Consider the following 18,280-nt stretch of genomic DNA (forward strand, 5'->3'; position numbering starts at 1 on the left):
GGGGAGACTGCTTCCGGCCACACAGGGCATGATGGCCTGCAGCGGGCTCCACCGGGGTTCACCAGGCGCTCACCCGTTCGGCCGCGATGCATTGTCGAGAGCGTCGCGCGGATCACCGGGGTGCGTCGTATCCTGCTCGGACACTTGATTCGGAGTATCGCTGCCGAGCCAGGCCGGTGAACGGCACCACCCCCGCCCTTCCCTCACAGTTTCGCCTGGGTGGGACACCCTTCCCGGAGCGAGCTCGTCATCGACCGATTGACCCCCTTGACCGCAGTAAGTGCCACGCTGGGCGGACGTGGCCGTTCGACTGGAGATCCACGTGGCCGGGCGCATCGAGGACTACGCACTCATCGGAGACATGCAGACCGCTGCCCTGGTCTGCCGGGACGGAACAGTCGACTGGCTGTGCCTCCCCCGCTTCGACTCGCATGCCGTCTTCGCAGGTCTCCTCGGCACCGAGGAGCACGGGTTCTGGCGCCTCGGGCCGGCGTACCCGGCGGACACGGAGCCGCCCGCGGCCAGCCGCCGCCGCTACCGGGGCGACTCGCTGATCCTGGAATCGGAGTGGGACACGCCACGCGGCACGGTCCGCGTGACGGATTTCATGCCGCCCCGTGACGGCGCACCCCAGCTGATCCGGATCGTGGAGGGCGTCAGCGGGCGCGTACCCATGCGGTCGGCCCTGCGGATGCGGTTCAGCTACGGCCGGGTCGTGCCCTGGGTGCACAAGGTGGACAACCGCACGGTCGCCGTCGCGGGCCCCGACTCGGTGTGGCTGGACACCCCTGCCGACACCTACGGCAAGGACCTGACGACCTACTCCGACTTCACGGTCTCCCCCGGCGACCGGCTCGCCTTCACCATCAGCTGGCAGCCGTCCCACCACCAGCCGCCGGCGCTGCCCGACCCCGAGGGGTCGCTCGACGCCACCGAGGAGTTCTGGCGCGAGTGGGTCGAGCACTGCACGTACCACGGTCCCTACCGGGAGTCCGTGATCCGCTCGCTGATCACGCTGAAGGCCCTCACGTACGCGCCCACCGGCGGCATCGTCGCCGCTCCCACCACCTCGCTGCCCGAGGAGATCGGCGGCGTCCGGAACTGGGACTACCGCTACACCTGGCTGCGCGACGCCGCCATCACCCTCTCCTCACTGCTGCGCACCGGCTACCGCGAAGAGGCCCGGGCCTGGCGCGAGTGGCTGCTGCGCGCCGTCGCGGGCGACCCTGAGAACCTGCAGATCATGTACGGCATCGCCGGCGAGCGGGAGCTCGGCGAGGCGGAGCTGGACTGGCTGCCCGGCTACGAGGGCTCCGCGCCGGTCCGGGTCGGCAACGGCGCTGCGAACCAGCTCCAGCTGGACGTCTACGGCGAGGTCACCGAGGCCCTGCACCTGGCCCATATGACGGGTCTGTCGCGCAACGACTACGCCTCGGTGCTCCAGCTGAGACTGATCCGGTACCTGGAGGACCACTGGGACCAGCCCGACGAGGGCATCTGGGAGGTCCGCGGTCCGCGCCGGCACTTCGTGCACTCCAAGGTGATGGCCTGGGTCGCCGTCGACCGCACGATCAAGCTGATCGAGTCCGGCGACGCGGACGGCCCGCTGGAGCGCTGGCGCGAGCTGCGCGACGAGATCCACCGCGACGTCTGCGAGAAGGGCTACGACAAGGAGCGCAACACCTTCACGCAGTCCTACGGCTCCAAGGAACTCGACGCCTCTCTGCTGCTCATCCCGCAGATGGGCTTCCTGCCGCCGGACGACAAGCGCGTCATCGGCACCATCGAGGCGATCCAGCGGGAGCTGTCCACACCGGACGGCTTCGTGCTGCGCTACCCGACGGCGGGCGACGAGGCCGGCGTCGACGGACTCGAGGGCGACGAGGGAGCGTTCCTCGCCTGCTCGTTCTGGCTCGCCGACGACCTGGCGATGATCGGGCGTGTGGACGAGGCACGCCGCCTGTTCGAGAAGCTGCTGTCGCTGCGCAACGACCTCGGGCTGCTCGCCGAGGAGTGGGACCCGAGGCTGCAGCGTCAGGTGGGCAACTTCCCGCAGGCGTTCAGCCACGTCCCGCTGATCGACACGGCGCTGCGGCTCACCGCCTCCGGCGCGTACGGCGGCTGACGCCCGCCCCCTTCCGCGGATGTGCGCGGTGGGACCGCTCGTACCTACGATGAGAATGTCCTGTCCGCGCCCCGGAAGGGGGCATCATGGCGGCCCAACCGCTCGCGGAGCCGGCTCTGACGGGACTCCGCGACTCCCTGGCCGGTGAGGCCATCACCCCGGACGACGCCGGTTACGACGAGGCCCGGGCGCTCTTCAACGCGATGATCGACCGGCGGCCCTCGGTGATCGTCCAGTGCGAGTCGGCCGCCGACGTCGCCGCTTCGGTCCGGTTCGCCCGGGATCACGACCTCGAGCTCGCCGTCCGCGGCGGCGGCCACGGCGTCGCGGGGCTGGCGACCACCGACGGCGGCCTCGTGGTCGATATGCGGCGGATGCACGCCGTCACGGTGGATCCGGACGCCCGTACGGCCCGTGCCGGCGGCGGAGCCACCATGAGCGACCTGGACCGGGCCACCCAGCCGTACGCACTGGCGACCACGGGCGGACGGGTCTCCACCACCGGACTGGCCGGCTTCACCCTGGGCGGCGGATCCGGCTGGCTGGAGCGGAAGTTCGGCCTCGCCTGCGACAGCCTCGTGGCAGTGGACCTGGTGACGGCCGACGGCGCCGAGGTGCGCGCGAGCGAGGAGGAGAACCCGGAACTCTTCTGGGCGCTGCACGGCGGCGGCGGGAACTTCGGGGTGGCCACGTCGCTGACGCTGCGGCTGCACCCGCTGCCCGCCATGTCCGTCGCGTTCCTCTTCTTCCCCGCGGAACGCGGGGAGGAAGTGCTCCCCGTGTACCGGGATGTGCTGGAGTCCGCGCCCGACGCGATGGGCGGCGGCTTCATCTATCTCACCGGACCGCCCGAGGACTTCATGCCCGAGCACCTGGTGGGACGCGCCGTGGCCCTGGCGCTGGTGACCTACGCCGGCCCGGAGCAGGAGCTGCGCAAGACCGCCGCGCCGCTGCTCGGTCTCGGTCATGAGGCCGAGATCCTCATGGAGCTTCCGTACGCCGAGCTCCAGTGCATGATCGACGACCCGCCCGGCCTGCGGAACTACTGGTCGGCTGAGTACCTCCGGGCCCTGCCGGACCCGGCTGTGGACGCGTTCTGCGCCCGCGCCGACAGCATGATCGTGCCGTCCAACTCCCAGCACATCCTCTTCCCGATGGGCGGGGCGCTGAGCCGTGACGACTCGGACTGGCCGCTGCCGTGGCGCACCGCGGAATGGGTCCTGCACCCCTTCGGCATCTGGGAGGACCCGGCGGACGACGAGCGCGGACGGCAGTGGGTCCGCGACGCCCGGACCGATGTGAAGCCGTGGTCCGTCGGCCAGGTGTACCTGAACTTCATCGGCGACGAGGGCCGGGAGCGGGTGGTCGCCGGATTCGGGGCCGAGAACTACCGGCGCCTCGCCGGCGTCAAGGCCGCGTACGACCCGGACAACGTGTTCCGGCTGAACCACAACATCAAGCCGGACTGACAGTTGTCCTTCGAACTTTCGCCCAGGTAGCGTCCCGGCAATGGAAACACAGGGCGGGATCACCGTGCAGCGGGCGCTCGAACTGCCCGCGCTGCGCGGCGGACTCCCGGAGGTCGTCGCCGGCGGGGACCGGCTGAACCGCACCGTGCGCTGGGTGCACGCCGGCGAGGTGCCCAACATCGCCTCGCTGCTCAAGGGCGGCGAACTGCTGCTGACGACGGGCCTGGGCCTGGGCACCCGGCCCGCAGAGCAGCGGGCCTTCGTGCACCGGCTCGCGGACCGCGGGATCGCGGCGCTGGTCGTGGAGCTCGGTCCCCGCTTCACCCGGCTGCCCGCCAGTATCGTCGAGGCCGCCAGGACGGCCTCACTGCCGCTGATCCAGCTCCACCGCGAGGTCCCGTTCGTCTCGGTGACCGAGGAGGTCCACACCGAGATCGTCAACGGGCACTACGCGCTGCTGCAGCAGGCGGAAGAGGTGTACCGGCAGTGCACACGAGCCCTCCTCGAAGGCGGCGGCATTCCCCAAGTGCTGCGCATCCTGGCTGACTTCACCGCCAACCCGGTGTTCCTGGAGGCCGCCGACGGCCGGCTGCTGTACGCGGCGGGCACCGGCACCGGGCCGGCCGCGGCCGATCCGCTCCAGGTGTGGGAGGGGCTGCGCGGACAGCGGTCGGCGCGGGAGGCGGGACCACCGTCCGGATCGGTCCTCGTGGACGTGCCCGGCGGAGGGCACGGGGCCGGGGCGGTACGGGCGCGGCTCGTGCTGCCGGCCGTGTCCGGGCCCCTGCTGCCGGTACACCGGATGGCGGCCGAGCGCGCGGCCGGGGTGCTCGCGGTCGTCCTCATGCAGGCCCGGCAGGAGGAGGAACTGGCGGCGCGCGGCCGCGGCGACTTCCTGACCGACCTGGGCGAGGGCCGGATCACGGCGGAGGACGCCCCCGCCCAGGCGAGGGTCCTCGGCTTCCGGCCCGGCGACGGCCCGCTGCTGCCGGTGGTGATGCGGATCGCGCCCGAGCTCTCGCCGTCCGGAAACTGGGCGCTGCTGGCCCGGGCGGTACTGGAAGAGCTGGCGTCCGTCGGCGTCCCGGTGCTCCTCGGAGTGCGGCCCGTCGAGGGGCGGGTGCCGCTGCTGCTGGGCCTGCGCTCCGAGTCGGAGCGGACGGCGGTGGCCGACCGGGTCGCGGCGGCGCTGCGCGCCGGCCTGGAGCGGGCCGGGATGTCGGGCCCTGCCCGCGCCGGGATCCACCCTCCGGTCGTCGTCGTGGGCGTCCCCGGCGGCTGGGCGGCGGCCTCGGCCGGCCTGCGGCACGCGGCGGAGTCGGCGGCGGCGGCGCAGGGACTGCCCGACCGGCCGTGGTACGACGCCCGCCGTCTCGACATCGACCTGCTGCTGTGGCGGCTGCGGAACCATCCGGACCTGGCGGCGTTCGTGGACCGCGCGGTCGGCCCGCTCCTGGAGCACGACCGCACGTCGCGCCCACCGCTGCTGCCCACCCTCCAGACGTTCCTCGCCCATGCCGGCCGCAAGGCCGAGACGGCGCGCGAGCTCCATCTCAACCGCCAGACCCTCTACAACCGGCTGGCCCGCATCTCCGAACTCCTGGGAACGGATCTGGACGACCCGCAGACCGTCCTCGCCCTGTCCCTGGCCCTGCGGGCCCGCCGCCACACCCAGTGAGGGGCCCGGCGGTCCGGCACCGGTGCGTCCCCGGCGAGCAGGGCCGCCCCACGGCGGCCGGACCGTGGGCGCGATCAGGTCGTACGGGGGCCCGGCGGCTGCGTGAGTTCGTCGTAGATGCTCAGGAGCTGGGCGATGGTCTCGTCCTCCGTCGGCCAGGTCGCCGCCTGGGCCCGGCCCGCCGCCGCGAGCCTGCGGCGGCGTTCGGGATCCGCCAGCAGCCGGCTGACCGCGGCCGCGAGGGCGACGGCGTCGCCGTACGGCACGAGTTCGGCTGCCGTGCCCACGAGCTCGGGCGTACCGCCGACCCGGGTCGCCACGAGGGGCACGCCCAGCCGGAGGGCTTCCTGGGCGAGGAGCGAACGGGCCTCCCAGCGGCTCGGGAGCAGCGCGAGGTCCGACACCGCCAGCAGTTCGCCGACGTCGTCGCGGCTGCCGAGGAGCCGGACCGGCAGGCCCTCCCGGTCGATGCGCCGCTGCAGCGCGGCACGTTCCCGCCCCTCCCCCGCGACGGCGACCAGCGGAACGGGGTCGAGACCGAGCCACCGGTGGGACGCGTCGAGCAGGGTGCCGTGGCCGCGGCCGCGTTCGAGCCTGCCGACGGCCGTCAGCAACGGCCGCTCGACCGCGCCCAGTTCGGCTCGCACCTTGCTCTCGGGCCGGTCCGGGCTCGGCGGCGGTACGGCGACCGGGGCGAGCCGGGCGTCGCGCGCGCCGCTGCTCCGGGCACGGTCCACCAGCTCGGACGACGTACCGAGCACGACGGCCGCGGTTCTCACGACCCTCCGCTCCAACATCCGCAGCACCCTGCCGCGCGCGCCCGCGGCCTGGGTCCGGGTGTGCCAGGTGACCACCAGCGGCACGCGCTGCCCGCTGATCGCCAGTGCGGTCCGCACCGCGGCGTCGAGACCGTGCGCGTGGACGACATCCGCTCCCGCGCACACCGTACGGAGCGCCCCGACCGAGGCGGGGTCGCTGCGGCGCGGCACGGGCACGAAGTGTGCCCCGGCGCCGGGGAAGTCGTACTCGTGCTCCAGGGGTGCGGGGGCGCACACGGTCACCCCCACTCCCCGCGCCACCAGGCCCCCGGCCAGTGACCTGACGTGAGCGCTGCTGCCCGCGCTGCCGCCGCCCAGTACCTGGACCGTACGCAGCTGTGTCACGCGCCAAGGATGCCAGTCCGTACGCACGTTCCGGCACCGCCGGGATGTCGTTCCCGTGTCCGGGGCCTCAACAGCCCCGACCGGATCACCCACACGGGTGAGCGCACACCGGCGGTCATCCGCTCGCCCGAGGCGGCTCTGCGGCCGCGTTTGCCGGGCGAGGACGGTTGCTCCCGGACTCCGAGGCGTGCGTGGGGCGTCATTGGTGTGCTCCTACCGCGCACGCCGCCGTGCGTGCGCCCGCAACGCGCCCGTACACCACCCGGGTGACGGCCTCAGCGCCTCTGCGAGAAGGCGGCCCCGCCCGGCACCGGGCAGGCGTGGGCGGTCCCGGCTCGGCCCCGCCCGGAGCCCGTGCGCCGTCGGGGGCTCGCACGGCGGCCGGGACGGCCGCCCGGACGGAACCACGCCGCACGTCTCCGGCGCGGTCGGTCACCCGGCGCCACACGCCCGCCGGTCGTGCCCGGCCCCGCCCGTGCGCTCAGACCTCCGCGCGCGCCGTCGCCAGCAGTTCCTCGGCGTGTGCCCGCGCCGTCTCCGAGTCCTCCTGCCCGGCGAGCATCCGGGACAGCTCGCGCACCCGGTCCTCGCCCTCCAGGACGGTGACGCCGGACCGGGTCACCGCTCCGTCGTTGGTCTTCTCGACCAGCAGCTGCCGGTCGGCGAACGCCGCCACCTGCGGCAGGTGGGTCACCACGACCACCTGCGCGGTCCTCGCGAGCTTGGCGAGGCGCCGGCCGATCTCCACGGCCGCCTTGCCGCCGACGCCCGCGTCGACCTCGTCGAAGAGGTAGGTCGGCACCGGGTCGGTCCCCGCGAAGACGACCTCCACCGCCAGCATCACGCGCGAGAGCTCACCGCCGGACGCGCCCTTGGCGATCGGCCGCGGCTGGGCACCCGGGTGCGGGGCGAGCAGCAGCTCGACCTCGTCTGCGCCGGACGACGTGTACGCGACCGTGCGCCCGTTGACCTCGACGCCGTCGGGATCGCCGGTCTGGCGGACGTCGATCGTGACACGCGCGTGCGGCATCGCGAGATGCGCCAGCTCCGCCGTCACGGCCTCCGCGAAACGATCCGCCGCCGCCGTACGGGCGTCGGTCAGCGCCTGGGCGAGGCCGGACAGTTCGGCGCGCAGCGCGTCGTGTTCCGCCGTCAGCTCACCGATCCGGTCGTCGTCGCCCTCCAGCTCGGTGAGCCTGCCGGAGCCGTCCTCGGCCCAGGCCAGGACGGCGTTGACGTCCTCGCCGTACTTGCGGGTGAGCGCGCCGAGCACGGCGCGCCGTTCCTCGACCGCCGCGAGCCGCAGCGGATCGGCGTCGAGGTTGTCGGCGTACCCGGCGAGTTCACCCGCGACATCGGCGAGCAGGATGGAGATCTCGCCCATCCGGTCGGCGAGCGCGGCCAGCGCCGGGTCGTGGGACCGGACGGCCTCCAGGGCCCGACCGGCACCGGCGACGAGCGTGGTCGCGTCGACGCCCTCGGGGTCCTCCGGATTCCCGGCGAGCGCCGCGTGCGCCACGGAGGCGGCGGATGCCAGGGCCTCGGCGTGCCCGAGCCGCTCGGCCTCGGCGGCCAGCTCCACGTCCTCACCGGCCCGCGGCTCGACGGCCGCGACCTCGTTCAGTCCGAAACGCAGCAGATCGGCTTCCTGGGCGCGCTCACGGGCGCGGGTGGTCAGCTCGGCGAGTTCGGCGGAGACGGCCTTCAGCCGCCGGTACGCGGCCACGTACTTGGCGTGCGGCCCGGCGACCGCGTCACCCGCGTACCGGTCCAGGGCCTGCCGCTGGCGGGCGGCCTTGAGAAGCCCCTGCTGGTCGGTCTGCCCGTGCACGGCGACGAGATCGTCCGCCAGCTCGGTCAGCATGCCGACCGGCACCGAGCGCCCGCCGAGGTGCGCCCGGGAGCGGCCCTCCGCGGAGATCGTCCGGCTGATCAGCAGCGCCCCGTCGTCGAGTTCGGCACCGGCCTCCTCGGCCCGCACCGCCACGGGGGCACCCGTGGGCACGCTGACCCGCCCCTCCACGACAGCCGACTTGGCGCCGATTCGTACGAGGGCGGGGTCGGCTCGCCCGCCGAGCAGCAGCCCGAGGCTGGTGACGACCATGGTCTTGCCCGCTCCGGTCTCACCGGTGACCGCCGTGAACCCCGGCGACAGCTCGACGACGGCGTCGTCGATGACCCCGAGCGACCGTATCCGCATCTCCTCCAACACGGAGAAGACCTTACGAGGTCCGGGGCCGGGTGTGCGACGGCCCCCGCCTCCCGGGCACTCAGCCGCAGGTCGGCGCGACCGTCATCACCCGTGGGGGTGGCCTGCGCGACCCGCGCGTCACCCGCCGCAGGCTCCACCACGCGCCACCACAGTGCCCGTCGGCCGACCGCCGCGCCACCTCACTCGCCACCTCACGCGTCGCCGTGCGGGGCGCAACGGCGCAGCACCCGTCGCCGCCCGCACGGGCTCGTCTCACGCGTCGCTGTGCGGGGCGCCCCGCCAGCCCGAGACGGGCAGCGCGAACTTCGCCACCAGCCGGTCCGTGAAGGAGGCGTGGTGCAGCCGGGCCAGCCGCACCGGTACCTCACCGCGCCGCACCTCCACCCGGGCCGCGGCCGGCAGTTCGACGGCGCGGCGCCCGTCGCACCACAGCACACCGTGCGGGGTGTTGGGCTGCACCTCGACCGCGAGCACCGAAGACGGCGACGTGACCAGGGGCTTCGCGAACAGGGCGTGGGCGCTGATCGGCACCATCAGCAGCGCCTCGACCTCTGGCCACACCACCGGCCCACCCGCCGAGAACGCGTACGCGGTCGACCCCGTCGGCGTGGCGCACACGATGCCGTCGCAGCCGAAGCCGGTCACCGGCCGCCCGTCGATCTCCAGGACGACCTCGAGCATCCGCTCCGGGGACACCTTCTGCACGGCCGCCTCGTTCAGCGCCCAGTCACGGTGCACGATGTCGCCGTTGCGGCGGACGACCACGTCTATCGTCATCCGCTCCTCGACCTCGTACTCCCGGGTCACGACCCGGTCGACGACCTTGTCCAGGTCGTCCCGCTCCGCCTCGGCGAGGAACCCGACCCGTCCCAGGTTGACCCCGAGCATCGGGACCCCCGAGGCACGGGCGAACTCGGCGCCGCGCAGCAGCGTCCCGTCGCCGCCGAGCACGATCAGCAGCTCGCACCCGTCGAGCACCTCCGGCGTCGCCTCGGGCACGGTCTCCACCGACTGCGGCAGCGGAAGATCGGCAGCCTCGAAGGCGAGCACCCGCACCCCGATCCCCGCGCGCAGCAGGCCCTGGACGACGAGTTCGGCGCTGCGGATCGCCGCGGGCCGGCCGGTGTGGGCCAGCAGGAACACGGTACGGGTCCGTGTCCGCGCGTCCATGGTGGTCTCGCTGGTATCGGTCAACGCGGCCCCTCCGCCACTGCGCGCTCGACATCCACCGGGTCGAGCTCCGGTGCCCCGGCCCGGAGCCAGAGAAAGTACTCGACATTGCCCGAGGGTCCCGGCAGCGGACTCGCGGTCACTCCCAGCACGCCGAGCCCCAGCTCGCCCGCCCGGCGTGCCACCGTCCGCACCGCCTCGGCACGCAGCTCCGGGCTGCGGACCACTCCGCCGCTGCCGAGGCGCTCCTTGCCGACCTCGAACTGCGGCTTGACCATGAGGACGAGATCGGCTCCGGGGGCCGCGCAGCGCACCAGCGCGGGCAGTACCAGGCCCAGCGGAATGAAGGACAGGTCCCCGACGATCAGGTCCACCGCCTCCCCGTCGATCGCGTCCAGCGTCAACTCGCGCACATTCGTACGGTCCTTGACCGTCACGCGTTCATCGCTCCGGAGAGACCAGGCGAGCTGGCCGTAACCGACGTCGACGGCGACGACGTGGGCGGCGCCCGCCCGCAGGAGCACGTCGGTGAACCCGCCGGTGGAGGCGCCCGCGTCCAGCGCCCGCCGTCCCTCCGTCTTCAGCCCCCGGGGAACGAAGGCCGCGAACGCGCCGGCGAGCTTGTGGCCGCCCCGCGAGACGTACTCGGGGTCGCCGTCGTCCTGGGCGACGACGATGGCGGCACTGGTCTCGACCTGGGTGGCGGGCTTGCCGGCGGTGTTGCCGCCGACGGTCACCCGCCCCGCAGCGATCAGCTGGCTCGCGTGCTCGCGCGAGCGGGCGAGCTTGCGGCGTACCAGCTCGGCGTCGAGACGGCGGCGTGCCACTCCTGCCACGTTCGGTTCAGCTCCTGTGGTCGTACGAGTCGTCCGGTCGGGCGTCCAGCGCGGTCAGCGTGTCGCGGAGCCCTCGGTGTACATCCTCGTACACCTCCAGATGGCCGTCCGCCGGGAGGTGGTCGGCGTCGGCCAACCGCTCGAGGTGCGCGTCGACCCCCGCGTGACCGGTGGGGACGCGCTCGACGCCCAGGGGCGCGGGGGCGCCCGGGTCGTACGGCTCCTCGGCCACGGCCCCGGCGCCGTTCCCGGTGTCCTCCCCGCCGGCCGGATCGCCGTCCGCACCTGCGGGCACGCGCCCCGCGGACGGGGAGCCCGCCGCCGGACCGGGCGCCGTCCCGGACGCCTCGTGCGCCGTCCGGGACGCTTCGATCGAGTCGCTCATGCCCAGACGCTACCGCGAAGCCCTGGGGTACCGTCGATCACAATGGCGACGACAGAGGAGTGCCGCGGCGCACTCGACAGACTTTCGGACAATCTGGCGAAGGCGGACGGGGACGTGCGCAGCGCGGCCGCTCTCGACCGATCCCTGAGCTGCCACATCAAGGACCTGGGCGTCACCTTCACCGGGCGCCTGAAGGCCGGCCGGATCGCGGTCCTGGACACGCTCGACGGCCCCCCCGCGGAGAAGGCCGACATCCGGCTGGCGATGACCGGCGACGACCTGGTGGCGATGGTCGACGGACAGCTGAACTTCGCCAAGGCCTGGGCCTCGGGCCGGGTCGGGCTCGAGGCGGGCTTCCGCGATCTGCTGCGCCTGCGGGAACTGCTGTGACGGCGGCGGCCTGAGTCGCCCCGTCTCGGCCGCGGCGTCTCAGGGTGCCGCGGTCGCCCCGGCCGCAGCGCCGGAGGCCGAGGGCAGGGAGGCGTCCGGGGCGGCCCTGCCGCGCCGGGCCAGCGGCACCACCAGCGGCGTACCCGTTTCCGGGTCGTCGATCACCTGAGCGCGGACGCCGAAGACCCGCTCGACCAGCTCGGCGGTGACGACCTCGCCGGGCGCGCCCTCGGCGGCGATCCTCCCGTCCCGCATCGCGATCAGATGGGTCGCGTATCGCGCGGCCTGGTTGAGGTCGTGCAGCACGGCGACGAGCGTGCGGCCCTGGGTCTCGTGCAGTTCGGCGCAGAGATCGAGGATCTCCAGCTGATGCTGGATGTCGAGGAAGGTGGTCGGCTCGTCGAGCAGCAGCAGCGGAGTCTGCTGCGCGAGTGCCATCGCGATCCACACGCGCTGGCGCTGCCCGCCCGACAGTTCGTCCACGTAGCGGTCGGCGAGTTCAACCACCCCGGTCGCGGCCATCGACTCCCGGACGATCCGCTCGTCCTCCGGCGACCACTGGCGCAGCAGGCCCTGGTGCGGGTAGCGGCCGCGGGCCACCAGGTCCCCGACCGTGATGCCGTCCGGCGCCACCGACGACTGGGGCAGCAGGCCGAGCGTCCGCGCGACCTTCTTCGCGGGCGTCGAGTGGATCGTCTGCCCGTCCAGCAGCACCCGGCCCCGAGTGGGCTTCAACATCCGTGAGAGGGCCCGCAGCAGCGTGGACTTGCCGCATGCGTTCGGGCCGACGATGACCGTGAACGAGTTGTCGGGTATCCCGACGGAGAGTTCCTCGGCGATCACCCGCCGGTCGTAGGCGAGGGTGACCGATTCCGCGGTGAGGCGCTGCATGAACGTACTCCTGGGGTTCTTCTCGGTCTGGTGCGGGTCTGCGCTCGTACGCCCGGCGCCGGCCGTCATATCCGGCCCGCCTTGCGTTCGGTGACGAGCAGCCAGAGCAGGTAGACGCCGCCGAGCACTCCGGTGACGACACCGACCGGGAGCCGGCGGTCACCGAACGCCGAGGTGGCGACCCAGTCCGCGACGACCAGGAGGGCGGCGCCCATCACGGCGCTCGCGGCCACGTTCGGACCGGGCGAGCGGGTCAGCCGGCGGGCGAGCTGCGGGGCGCTCAGCGCGACGAAGACGATCGGGCCGGCCGCCGCCGTGGCGACCGCGGTGAGCAGCACCGCGGAGCCCATGAGCACGGCACGGGTCCGTTCGACGCGGATCCCCAGCGCGTACGCCGCGTCGTCACCCATCTCCAGCATCCGCAGGGGCCGTCCGTACGCCAGCGACAGCGGCACCAGCACCGCGCAGACGGCGAGCAGCGGCCAGAACTGGCTCCAGTCTCGGCCGTCGAGCGAGCCCGTCATCCACACGACGGCGCGGGTGGCGTCGACGAGGTTGGCCTTGGTGATCAGGTAGTGGATGGCGCCGGTGAGCATCGCGGCGACACCGATGCCGATCAGCACGAGCCGGTAGCCGTGCACGCCCCGCTTCCAGGCGAGGAGGTAGACGACGGCGCCGGTCACCAGTCCACCGACGATCGCGCCGCCCGCGGTCGCGAAGGCGTCGCCCTTGAACAGCACGATCACCGTCAGTGCGCCGACGGTCGACCCCTGGCCGAACCCGAGTACGTCCGGACTGCCCAGCGGGTTGCGCGAGATGGACTGGAAGAGCGCCCCGCCGACCGCGAGCGCCGCGCCGACCAGCAGCGCCACCAGGACCCGCGGCAGCCGCAGGTCCCGGACGATGAACTCCTGTGCGGGCGTGCCGTCTCCGAGCAGGGTGGCGACGACCTCGCCGGGCGTCATCGGGAAGTCGCCGCTGCCGACGAGCACGACGGCGACTGCCAGCGCCGCTGCCAGCAGCAGCAGGGCGACGAGCGCCGCCCTCGGGTCCACACGGACGGACAGCCCGCCCGGGGTGCGTATCGCCTTCACGGCCTTCACAGCTGGGCCATCCTCTTGCGCCGTACGAGGTGGATGAACACGGGTCCGCCGATGAGCACGGTGACGACGCCGACCTGCAGTTCCGAAGGACGGGCGACCACCCGGCCCACGACGTCCGACCCGAGCAGCAGCACGGGCGACAGCACCGCCGCGTACGGCAGGATCCACCGCATGTCGGGGCCGGTGATGGCCCGGACGAGATGCGGGACCATCAGCCCGATGAAGACGATGGGCCCGCAGGCGGCGGTCGCCGCGCCGCACAGCAGGGTGACCGCGACCATGGCCAGCACCCGGGTCCGGGTCAGATGGGCACCCAGCGCACGGGCGGTGTCGTCGCCCATCTCCAGTGCGTTGAGCGGCCGCGCGATCAGCAGGGCCAGCACCACCCCGGCGCCGATGAAGGGTGCCACCTTCCCGATCGTTGCGGGATCGGCGGAGGCGAGCGAGCCCACGGTCCAGAAGCGCAGCCGGTCCAGGGCCGCGGAGTCCAGCAGTTGTACGGCGTTGACGTAGCCGAACAGCGCGGCCGTGGCGGCCGTACCGGCGAGGGCGAGCCGTACCGGCGTGGCGCCGCGGCTGCCGCCGAGCACGTACACGACCACCGAGACCACGCCGGCGCCGAGGAAGGCGAACCACACGTACGCGGTGATCGAGGTGACCCCGAGGAAGCTGATGGCGGTGACGACCGCGGCGGCCGCACCCGCGTTGACCCCGAGCAGACCGGGCTCGGCGAGCGGATTGCGGGTCAGCGCCTGCATCACCGCGCCGGCGAGCCCCAAGGCGACACCCACCAGCAGGCCGAGCACGGTGCGCGGCACCCGGACGTCGCGGATCACCACGTCGTTGCCCGTGCCCGAGTTCTGGAAGAGCCCGTGCCACACATCGGCGACCGGTACCGCCTTGGCACCGATCGCGATGCTCGCGACACAGACCAGCAGCAGGACACCGACGGCGAGCAGCAGGCCGGCCGCGCGCAGCGCACGGCGCTTGCGCGGTTCTGGCGCGGCTGCCGCGACCGTCCGGGCCGCGCTCTGTTCGGGGGGACTGTCGACCAACACCCGGTTAGGTTAGCCTACCCTCCCATTCCGATTCGCTCAGGGAGCCGCCGGGACCCCGGCCCACCGGCCTTGTGCCACGCGGCCGTTCACCAGCCGAGCCGGGCGAGCGCCTTCCCCGCCTCCGGGTACCCGGCCCCGTCCCCCGCGTGCGTCCAGGCCGCGGCGCACAACGCCCGCAACCCGTCGAGCTGTTGGCCGTCCCCCTCGATCACGAGCGCGCCGTCGCGCACGCAGGCCGTCCAGCCGCCGCAGACGAGACCGTCCCCCGACGAGGCGGACTCCACCTCGGGCTGTCCGGTGAGCAGCCCCCGCAGGTCCGCGTCGACGTAGGTCGGCCGGTGCCGCGGCTCCGCCCGCAGCAGCTGCGCCGGGTCCGTCACGCCGGTCAGCACGAGCAGCGAGTCCACTCCCCCGTTGAACGCGCCCTCGATGTCGGTGTCGAGACGGTCGCCCACCACCAGCGGCCGTTCGGCACCCGTCCGCAGGACCGTCTCCCGGTGCATCGGGGGCAGCGGCTTCCCCGCGATCTGCGGCACACCACCGGTCGCGATCCGTACGACCTCGACCGCCGCGCCGTTACCCGGCGCGATCCCGCGGGCACTCGGGATCGTCAGGTCCGTGTTGGACGCGAACCACGGCACCCCGCGCGCCACCGCGTACGACGCCTCCGCGAGCCGCCCCCACGCCAGCTCGGGCCCGCCGTACCCCTGGACCACGGCAGCCGGGTCGTCGTCGGCCGAGTCCACCGGCTCCAGACCGCGCTCGCGCAGCGCCACCCGCAGCCCCTCGCCGCCGACGACGAGCACCCGGGAACCGGCCGGGACCTGCTCGGCGATCAGCCGGGCCACGGCCTGCGCCGAAGTGATGACGTCGACCGCCTCCGCCGGCACACCCAGCTCGGTGAGATGCCGCGCCACCGCGTCCGGCGTCCGCAGGGCGTTGTTCGTGACGTACGCCAGGTGCATCCCGCCGGCACGCGCGGTCTCCAGCGACTCCACCGCGTACGGAACCGCCTCCCCGCCGGCGTACACCACTCCGTCGAGATCGAGCAGAGCAGTGTCGTACACCTCGTTCAGCGCCCGCGCGCTGCCGCCCGGCCTGGTCCTGCCCTGCTCGCCCATGCTGGTCCGCTCCTCACTCCCGGCTCCCGGCCACCCGGCCGGGACCGTCGATCGGTGGCGCGTCGCGACCGCCGCGCACTCCCCCGATCATCGCGCATCGCCCCGGACACATACGATGCACCAATGAGCGCGCGAGGTGGCAGGGCGATCGAAGGTCTGCACATGGTCCCGTTCCGCGGACTGCGTTACGTCCCCGAGCGGGTCGGCAGTCTTGCCGCGGTCACCTCACCCCCCTACGACGTCGTCGTACGCCCCGACGGGCTGCACCACCTCGAGTCCGCGGACCCGTACAACATCGTCCGGCTGATCCTCCCCCAGGCGGCGACCGCCGCCGAACGCCACGAGCAGGCGGCCGAGACCCTCGACCGCTGGGTCGCCGAGGGCGTCCTGGCCCCCGACCCGCAGCCCGCGCTTTACATCTACGAACAGCGCAGGGGGGTCATCCTGCAGCGCGGCATCATCGGGGCGCTGGCGCTGTCCGCCCCCGAGGAGGGCGTCGTCCTCCCCCACGAGGACGTGATGCCGCACGTGGTGGCCGACCGCACGGCCCTGATGCGCACCACCGGCGCCAATCTCGAACCCCTGCTCCTCACCTACCGCAGCGAGGGGCCCGCGAACGGGGCCAGCGCCGTCATCGAGCGCGTCATCCACGAGGAACCGCTGCTGTCGACGACGACCGAGGACGGCTTCAGCCACCGCCTCTGGTCGGTCACCGACGCCGGGGACCTCGCCGACATCGCATCCGACCTCGCGCGCCAGCAGGCCCTCATCGCCGACGGCCACCACCGCTGGGCGACCTACCTCCGGCTGCGCGACGAGCAGTCCGCGCCCGGCGCCTGGAGCTACGGCCTGGTGCTGCTCATCGACACCGCGCGCTATCCCCTGCAGGTCCGCGCCATCCACCGGCTGCTGAACCGGCTGCCGGTCGGGGACGCGCTCGCGGCCGTCGACGGCCTCTTCCGCGTCCGCGAGATCGAGGGGCGGCTGTCGCACGCGCTCGGCGCCCTTGCGGAGGCCGTCGGCGAGGGCAACGCGTTCGTCCTCGCCGGAGACGGACGCTTCCATCTGATCGACCGCCCCGACCCCGCGCTCCTGGAGCGCACGGTACCGGCCGACCGCCCGGACGCCTGGCGCCGGCTCGACGCGACCGTCCTCCACGCCACCCTGCTGGAGCGGATCTGGCACATCCCGGACTCACCCGAGGAGATCACCTACATCCACGACACCGAGGCCGCGGTCGTCCAGGCCGAACGCCGGGGAGGCACGGCGGTCCTGATGCATCCGGTGCGCGAGGAGGTCGTACGGGACCTGGCCCGGCAGGGTGTCACGATGCCGCGCAAGTCGACGTCCTTCGGCCCGAAGCCGGCGACGGGCCTGGTGCTGCGCAGCCTGAACCTGGACTGAGCACGCACAGACCGGAACACCGGGGCCCGGTCCCCGAGCGGAACCGCTCGGGGACCGGGCCCCGGTGTTGGCCGCGTACGCACCCGTGGGCGCGCGGCAAGCGGATCAGGCCTCGTCGCCGTGGTCCTCGCCGTGTACATCGCTNCCGGTGTTGGCCGCGTACGCACCCGTGGGCGCGCGGCAAGCGGATCAGGCCTCGTCGCCGTGGTCCTCGCCGTGTACATCGCTCTCACCGCGGGTGGAGCCCTCACGTGCGGGGCTCCCTCCCGCGGACTCGAGGGTGGCGCTGTCGGCAGGGCGGGCGTCGGCCTCGCCGGTCTCCCCGCCCTCCTCGGCGTCCTTCGTGGTCCCGGCGTCCTCCGCTGCGGACCCGGTGCCGCTCTCGGTGTCGTTTTCGGTGTCGGTGTCGGTGTCGTTCTCGGTGTCGGTGTCGTTCTCGTCGACCAGCGCGTCGACGAACTCCACCCCGTCCAGCTCGGCGAGCCGGTCGGAGGCGTCGGTCGAACCATCCTTGTCCGCCTCGACGGCCTTCGCGAACCACTCGCGCGCCTCGGACTCCCGATCGGCCGCCAGCAGTGCGTCGGCGTACGCGTACCGAAGTCGCGCGGTCCACGGCTGCAGCGCGTTCGACGCCAGCTCGGGGCTCTGCAGCGTCACAATGGCCGCGTCCAACTGCCCCATGTCGCGGCGGGCGCCCGCCACGACGAGCCGCATCTCGACCTGACCCGCCTTGTCGAGCCTCTGCACCTCGGCCTCGCCGGCCATCGCCAGTGCCCGCTCGGGCCGACCCATGCCACGCTCGCAGTCGGCCATGACGGGCCAGAGCTCGACACTGCCGGTCATCCGGCGCGCGGCACGGAACTCCGCCAGCGCCTCCGAGTACCGCTGCGTCGCGTACGCGGCGAAGCCGGCGGCCTCGCGAACCGCGGCCACCCGGGAGGCGAGCCGTAGCGCCACCCGCGAGTAGCCGTATGCCTGCTCCGCGTCCTCGTCGATCAGCCGCGCGACCATGACCAGGTTCCTCGCGACGTCCTCGGCGAGTGTCTTGGGCAGACTCTGGAGCTCCTGCCGGACGTCCTTGTCGACCTCCTCGCCGGTGACGTCCTCGGGGATAGGCAGCCGCTTGATCGGCTCCCGGTCCCGATCCCGGCCACGGTCGTCACGGCGGTCGTCACGGCGCCCGTACCCGCCACGGTCGTCCCTGCCTCGGTAGCCCCCACGGGACCGGTCGTCGCGCCGGTCGTCCCGACGCGGCCCACGGTCCCGATCATCACG

The 18,280-nt window shown here is 73.5% G+C and carries 15 protein-coding genes; 5 read left to right on the forward strand and 10 right to left on the reverse strand.

What is annotated here, in order from left to right:
* The first annotated feature begins 322 nt into the window (after window positions 1-322).
* The 3 genes from QMZ92_RS02290 to QMZ92_RS02300 all read left to right on the forward strand — a co-directional run bounded on the left by QMZ92_RS02290 (window position 323) and on the right by QMZ92_RS02300 (window position 5,272).
* Entirely contained in the window at window positions 323-2,125 is a 1,803-nt protein-coding gene (locus QMZ92_RS02290) for a glycoside hydrolase family 15 protein (protein WP_283295536.1), read from the forward strand.
* Between the two features lie 86 nt (window positions 2,126-2,211).
* Window positions 2,212-3,594, forward strand: coding sequence for an FAD-binding oxidoreductase (locus QMZ92_RS02295; protein WP_283295510.1), 1,383 nt, complete (start codon window positions 2,212-2,214; stop codon window positions 3,592-3,594).
* 40 nt (window positions 3,595-3,634) lie between these two features.
* On the forward strand, window positions 3,635-5,272 hold the full coding sequence (locus tag QMZ92_RS02300) for a PucR family transcriptional regulator (RefSeq protein WP_283295511.1): 1,638 nt from the start codon (window positions 3,635-3,637) through the stop codon (window positions 5,270-5,272).
* Window positions 5,273-5,346: 74 nt separating this feature from the next.
* On the opposite strand, the gene QMZ92_RS02305 is transcribed toward QMZ92_RS02300, so the two are convergent.
* The 5 genes from QMZ92_RS02305 to QMZ92_RS02325 form a co-directional block, all read right to left on the reverse strand.
* Complete coding sequence (locus QMZ92_RS02305) at window positions 5,347-6,435, reverse strand: glycosyltransferase family 4 protein (RefSeq protein ID WP_283295512.1); 1,089 nt, start codon at window positions 6,433-6,435, stop codon at window positions 5,347-5,349.
* Between the two features lie 481 nt (window positions 6,436-6,916).
* Entirely contained in the window at window positions 6,917-8,635 is a 1,719-nt protein-coding gene (gene recN / locus QMZ92_RS02310) for a DNA repair protein RecN (protein WP_283295537.1), read from the reverse strand.
* 264 nt (window positions 8,636-8,899) lie between these two features.
* Complete coding sequence (locus tag QMZ92_RS02315; protein ID WP_283295538.1) at window positions 8,900-9,817, reverse strand: NAD kinase; 918 nt, start codon at window positions 9,815-9,817, stop codon at window positions 8,900-8,902.
* A 20-nt stretch (window positions 9,818-9,837) separates the two neighbouring features.
* Complete coding sequence (locus tag QMZ92_RS02320; protein WP_283295513.1) at window positions 9,838-10,653, reverse strand: TlyA family RNA methyltransferase; 816 nt, start codon at window positions 10,651-10,653, stop codon at window positions 9,838-9,840.
* 7 nt (window positions 10,654-10,660) lie between these two features.
* The gene (locus QMZ92_RS02325; RefSeq protein ID WP_283295514.1) at window positions 10,661-11,038 is read right to left on the reverse strand and encodes a hypothetical protein; all 378 of its coding nucleotides are present in this window, start codon (window positions 11,036-11,038) and stop codon (window positions 10,661-10,663) included.
* A 42-nt stretch (window positions 11,039-11,080) separates the two neighbouring features.
* Here QMZ92_RS02325 and QMZ92_RS02330 point away from each other — a divergent pair, with 42 nt between their 5' ends.
* Window positions 11,081-11,428, forward strand: a complete 348-nt coding sequence (locus tag QMZ92_RS02330) for an SCP2 sterol-binding domain-containing protein (protein ID WP_283295515.1) — start codon at window positions 11,081-11,083, stop codon at window positions 11,426-11,428.
* Window positions 11,429-11,467: 39 nt separating this feature from the next.
* Here the strand turns inward: QMZ92_RS02330 and QMZ92_RS02335 are convergent, their stop codons facing one another.
* The 4 genes from QMZ92_RS02335 to QMZ92_RS02350 form a co-directional block, all read right to left on the reverse strand.
* Entirely contained in the window at window positions 11,468-12,319 is an 852-nt protein-coding gene (locus QMZ92_RS02335) for an ABC transporter ATP-binding protein (protein ID WP_283295516.1), read from the reverse strand.
* 65 nt (window positions 12,320-12,384) lie between these two features.
* Window positions 12,385-13,422: a FecCD family ABC transporter permease gene (locus QMZ92_RS02340; RefSeq protein WP_283295517.1), complete on the reverse strand. Its 1,038-nt coding sequence runs from the start codon at window positions 13,420-13,422 to the stop codon at window positions 12,385-12,387.
* Complete coding sequence (locus tag QMZ92_RS02345) at window positions 13,419-14,477, reverse strand: FecCD family ABC transporter permease (protein ID WP_502961973.1); 1,059 nt, start codon at window positions 14,475-14,477, stop codon at window positions 13,419-13,421. Before QMZ92_RS02345 ends, QMZ92_RS02340 begins: the two co-directional genes overlap by 4 nt.
* A gap of 89 nt (window positions 14,478-14,566) precedes the next feature.
* Complete coding sequence (locus tag QMZ92_RS02350) at window positions 14,567-15,601, reverse strand: HAD-IIA family hydrolase (RefSeq protein ID WP_283295519.1); 1,035 nt, start codon at window positions 15,599-15,601, stop codon at window positions 14,567-14,569.
* A gap of 162 nt (window positions 15,602-15,763) precedes the next feature.
* On the opposite strand from QMZ92_RS02350, the gene QMZ92_RS02355 reads away from it, so the two are divergent.
* A complete protein-coding gene (locus QMZ92_RS02355) occupies window positions 15,764-17,005 on the forward strand; it encodes a DUF1015 domain-containing protein (RefSeq protein WP_502961974.1) in 1,242 nt (413 codons plus the stop codon).
* A gap of 189 nt (window positions 17,006-17,194) precedes the next feature.
* Here the strand turns inward: QMZ92_RS02355 and QMZ92_RS02360 are convergent, their stop codons facing one another.
* Window positions 17,195-18,133 (reverse strand): tetratricopeptide repeat protein, encoded by a 939-nt coding sequence (locus tag QMZ92_RS02360; protein ID WP_283295539.1) that lies wholly within the window; start codon window positions 18,131-18,133, stop codon window positions 17,195-17,197.
* Window positions 18,134-18,280 lie beyond the last annotated feature (147 nt).

Origin of the sequence: Streptomyces sp. HNM0645, from assembly GCF_030056615.1 — a bacterium.
Taxonomy (GTDB): Bacteria; Actinomycetota; Actinomycetes; order Streptomycetales; family Streptomycetaceae; genus Streptomyces; species Streptomyces marianii.

Excerpts from the sequence above, each read along its gene's own strand:
- QMZ92_RS02335 (WP_283295516.1), bottom strand. The coding sequence starts at position 12,319 with ATGCAGCGCCTCACCGCGGAATCGGTCACCCTCGCCTACGACCGGCGG.
- QMZ92_RS02295 (WP_283295510.1), top strand. The coding sequence starts at position 2,212 with ATGGCGGCCCAACCGCTCGCGGAGCCGGCTCTGACGGGACTCCGCGAC.
- QMZ92_RS02315 (WP_283295538.1), bottom strand. The coding sequence starts at position 9,817 with ATGGACGCGCGGACACGGACCCGTACCGTGTTCCTGCTGGCCCACACC.
- QMZ92_RS02355 (WP_502961974.1), top strand. The coding sequence starts at position 15,764 with ATGGTCCCGTTCCGCGGACTGCGTTACGTCCCCGAGCGGGTCGGCAGT.
- QMZ92_RS02330 (WP_283295515.1), top strand. The coding sequence starts at position 11,081 with ATGGCGACGACAGAGGAGTGCCGCGGCGCACTCGACAGACTTTCGGAC.
- QMZ92_RS02325 (WP_283295514.1), bottom strand. The coding sequence starts at position 11,038 with ATGAGCGACTCGATCGAAGCGTCCCGGACGGCGCACGAGGCGTCCGGG.
- recN (WP_283295537.1), bottom strand. The coding sequence starts at position 8,635 with ATGCGGATACGGTCGCTCGGGGTCATCGACGACGCCGTCGTCGAGCTG.
- QMZ92_RS02350 (WP_283295519.1), bottom strand. The coding sequence starts at position 15,601 with ATGGGCGAGCAGGGCAGGACCAGGCCGGGCGGCAGCGCGCGGGCGCTG.
- QMZ92_RS02300 (WP_283295511.1), top strand. The coding sequence starts at position 3,635 with ATGGAAACACAGGGCGGGATCACCGTGCAGCGGGCGCTCGAACTGCCC.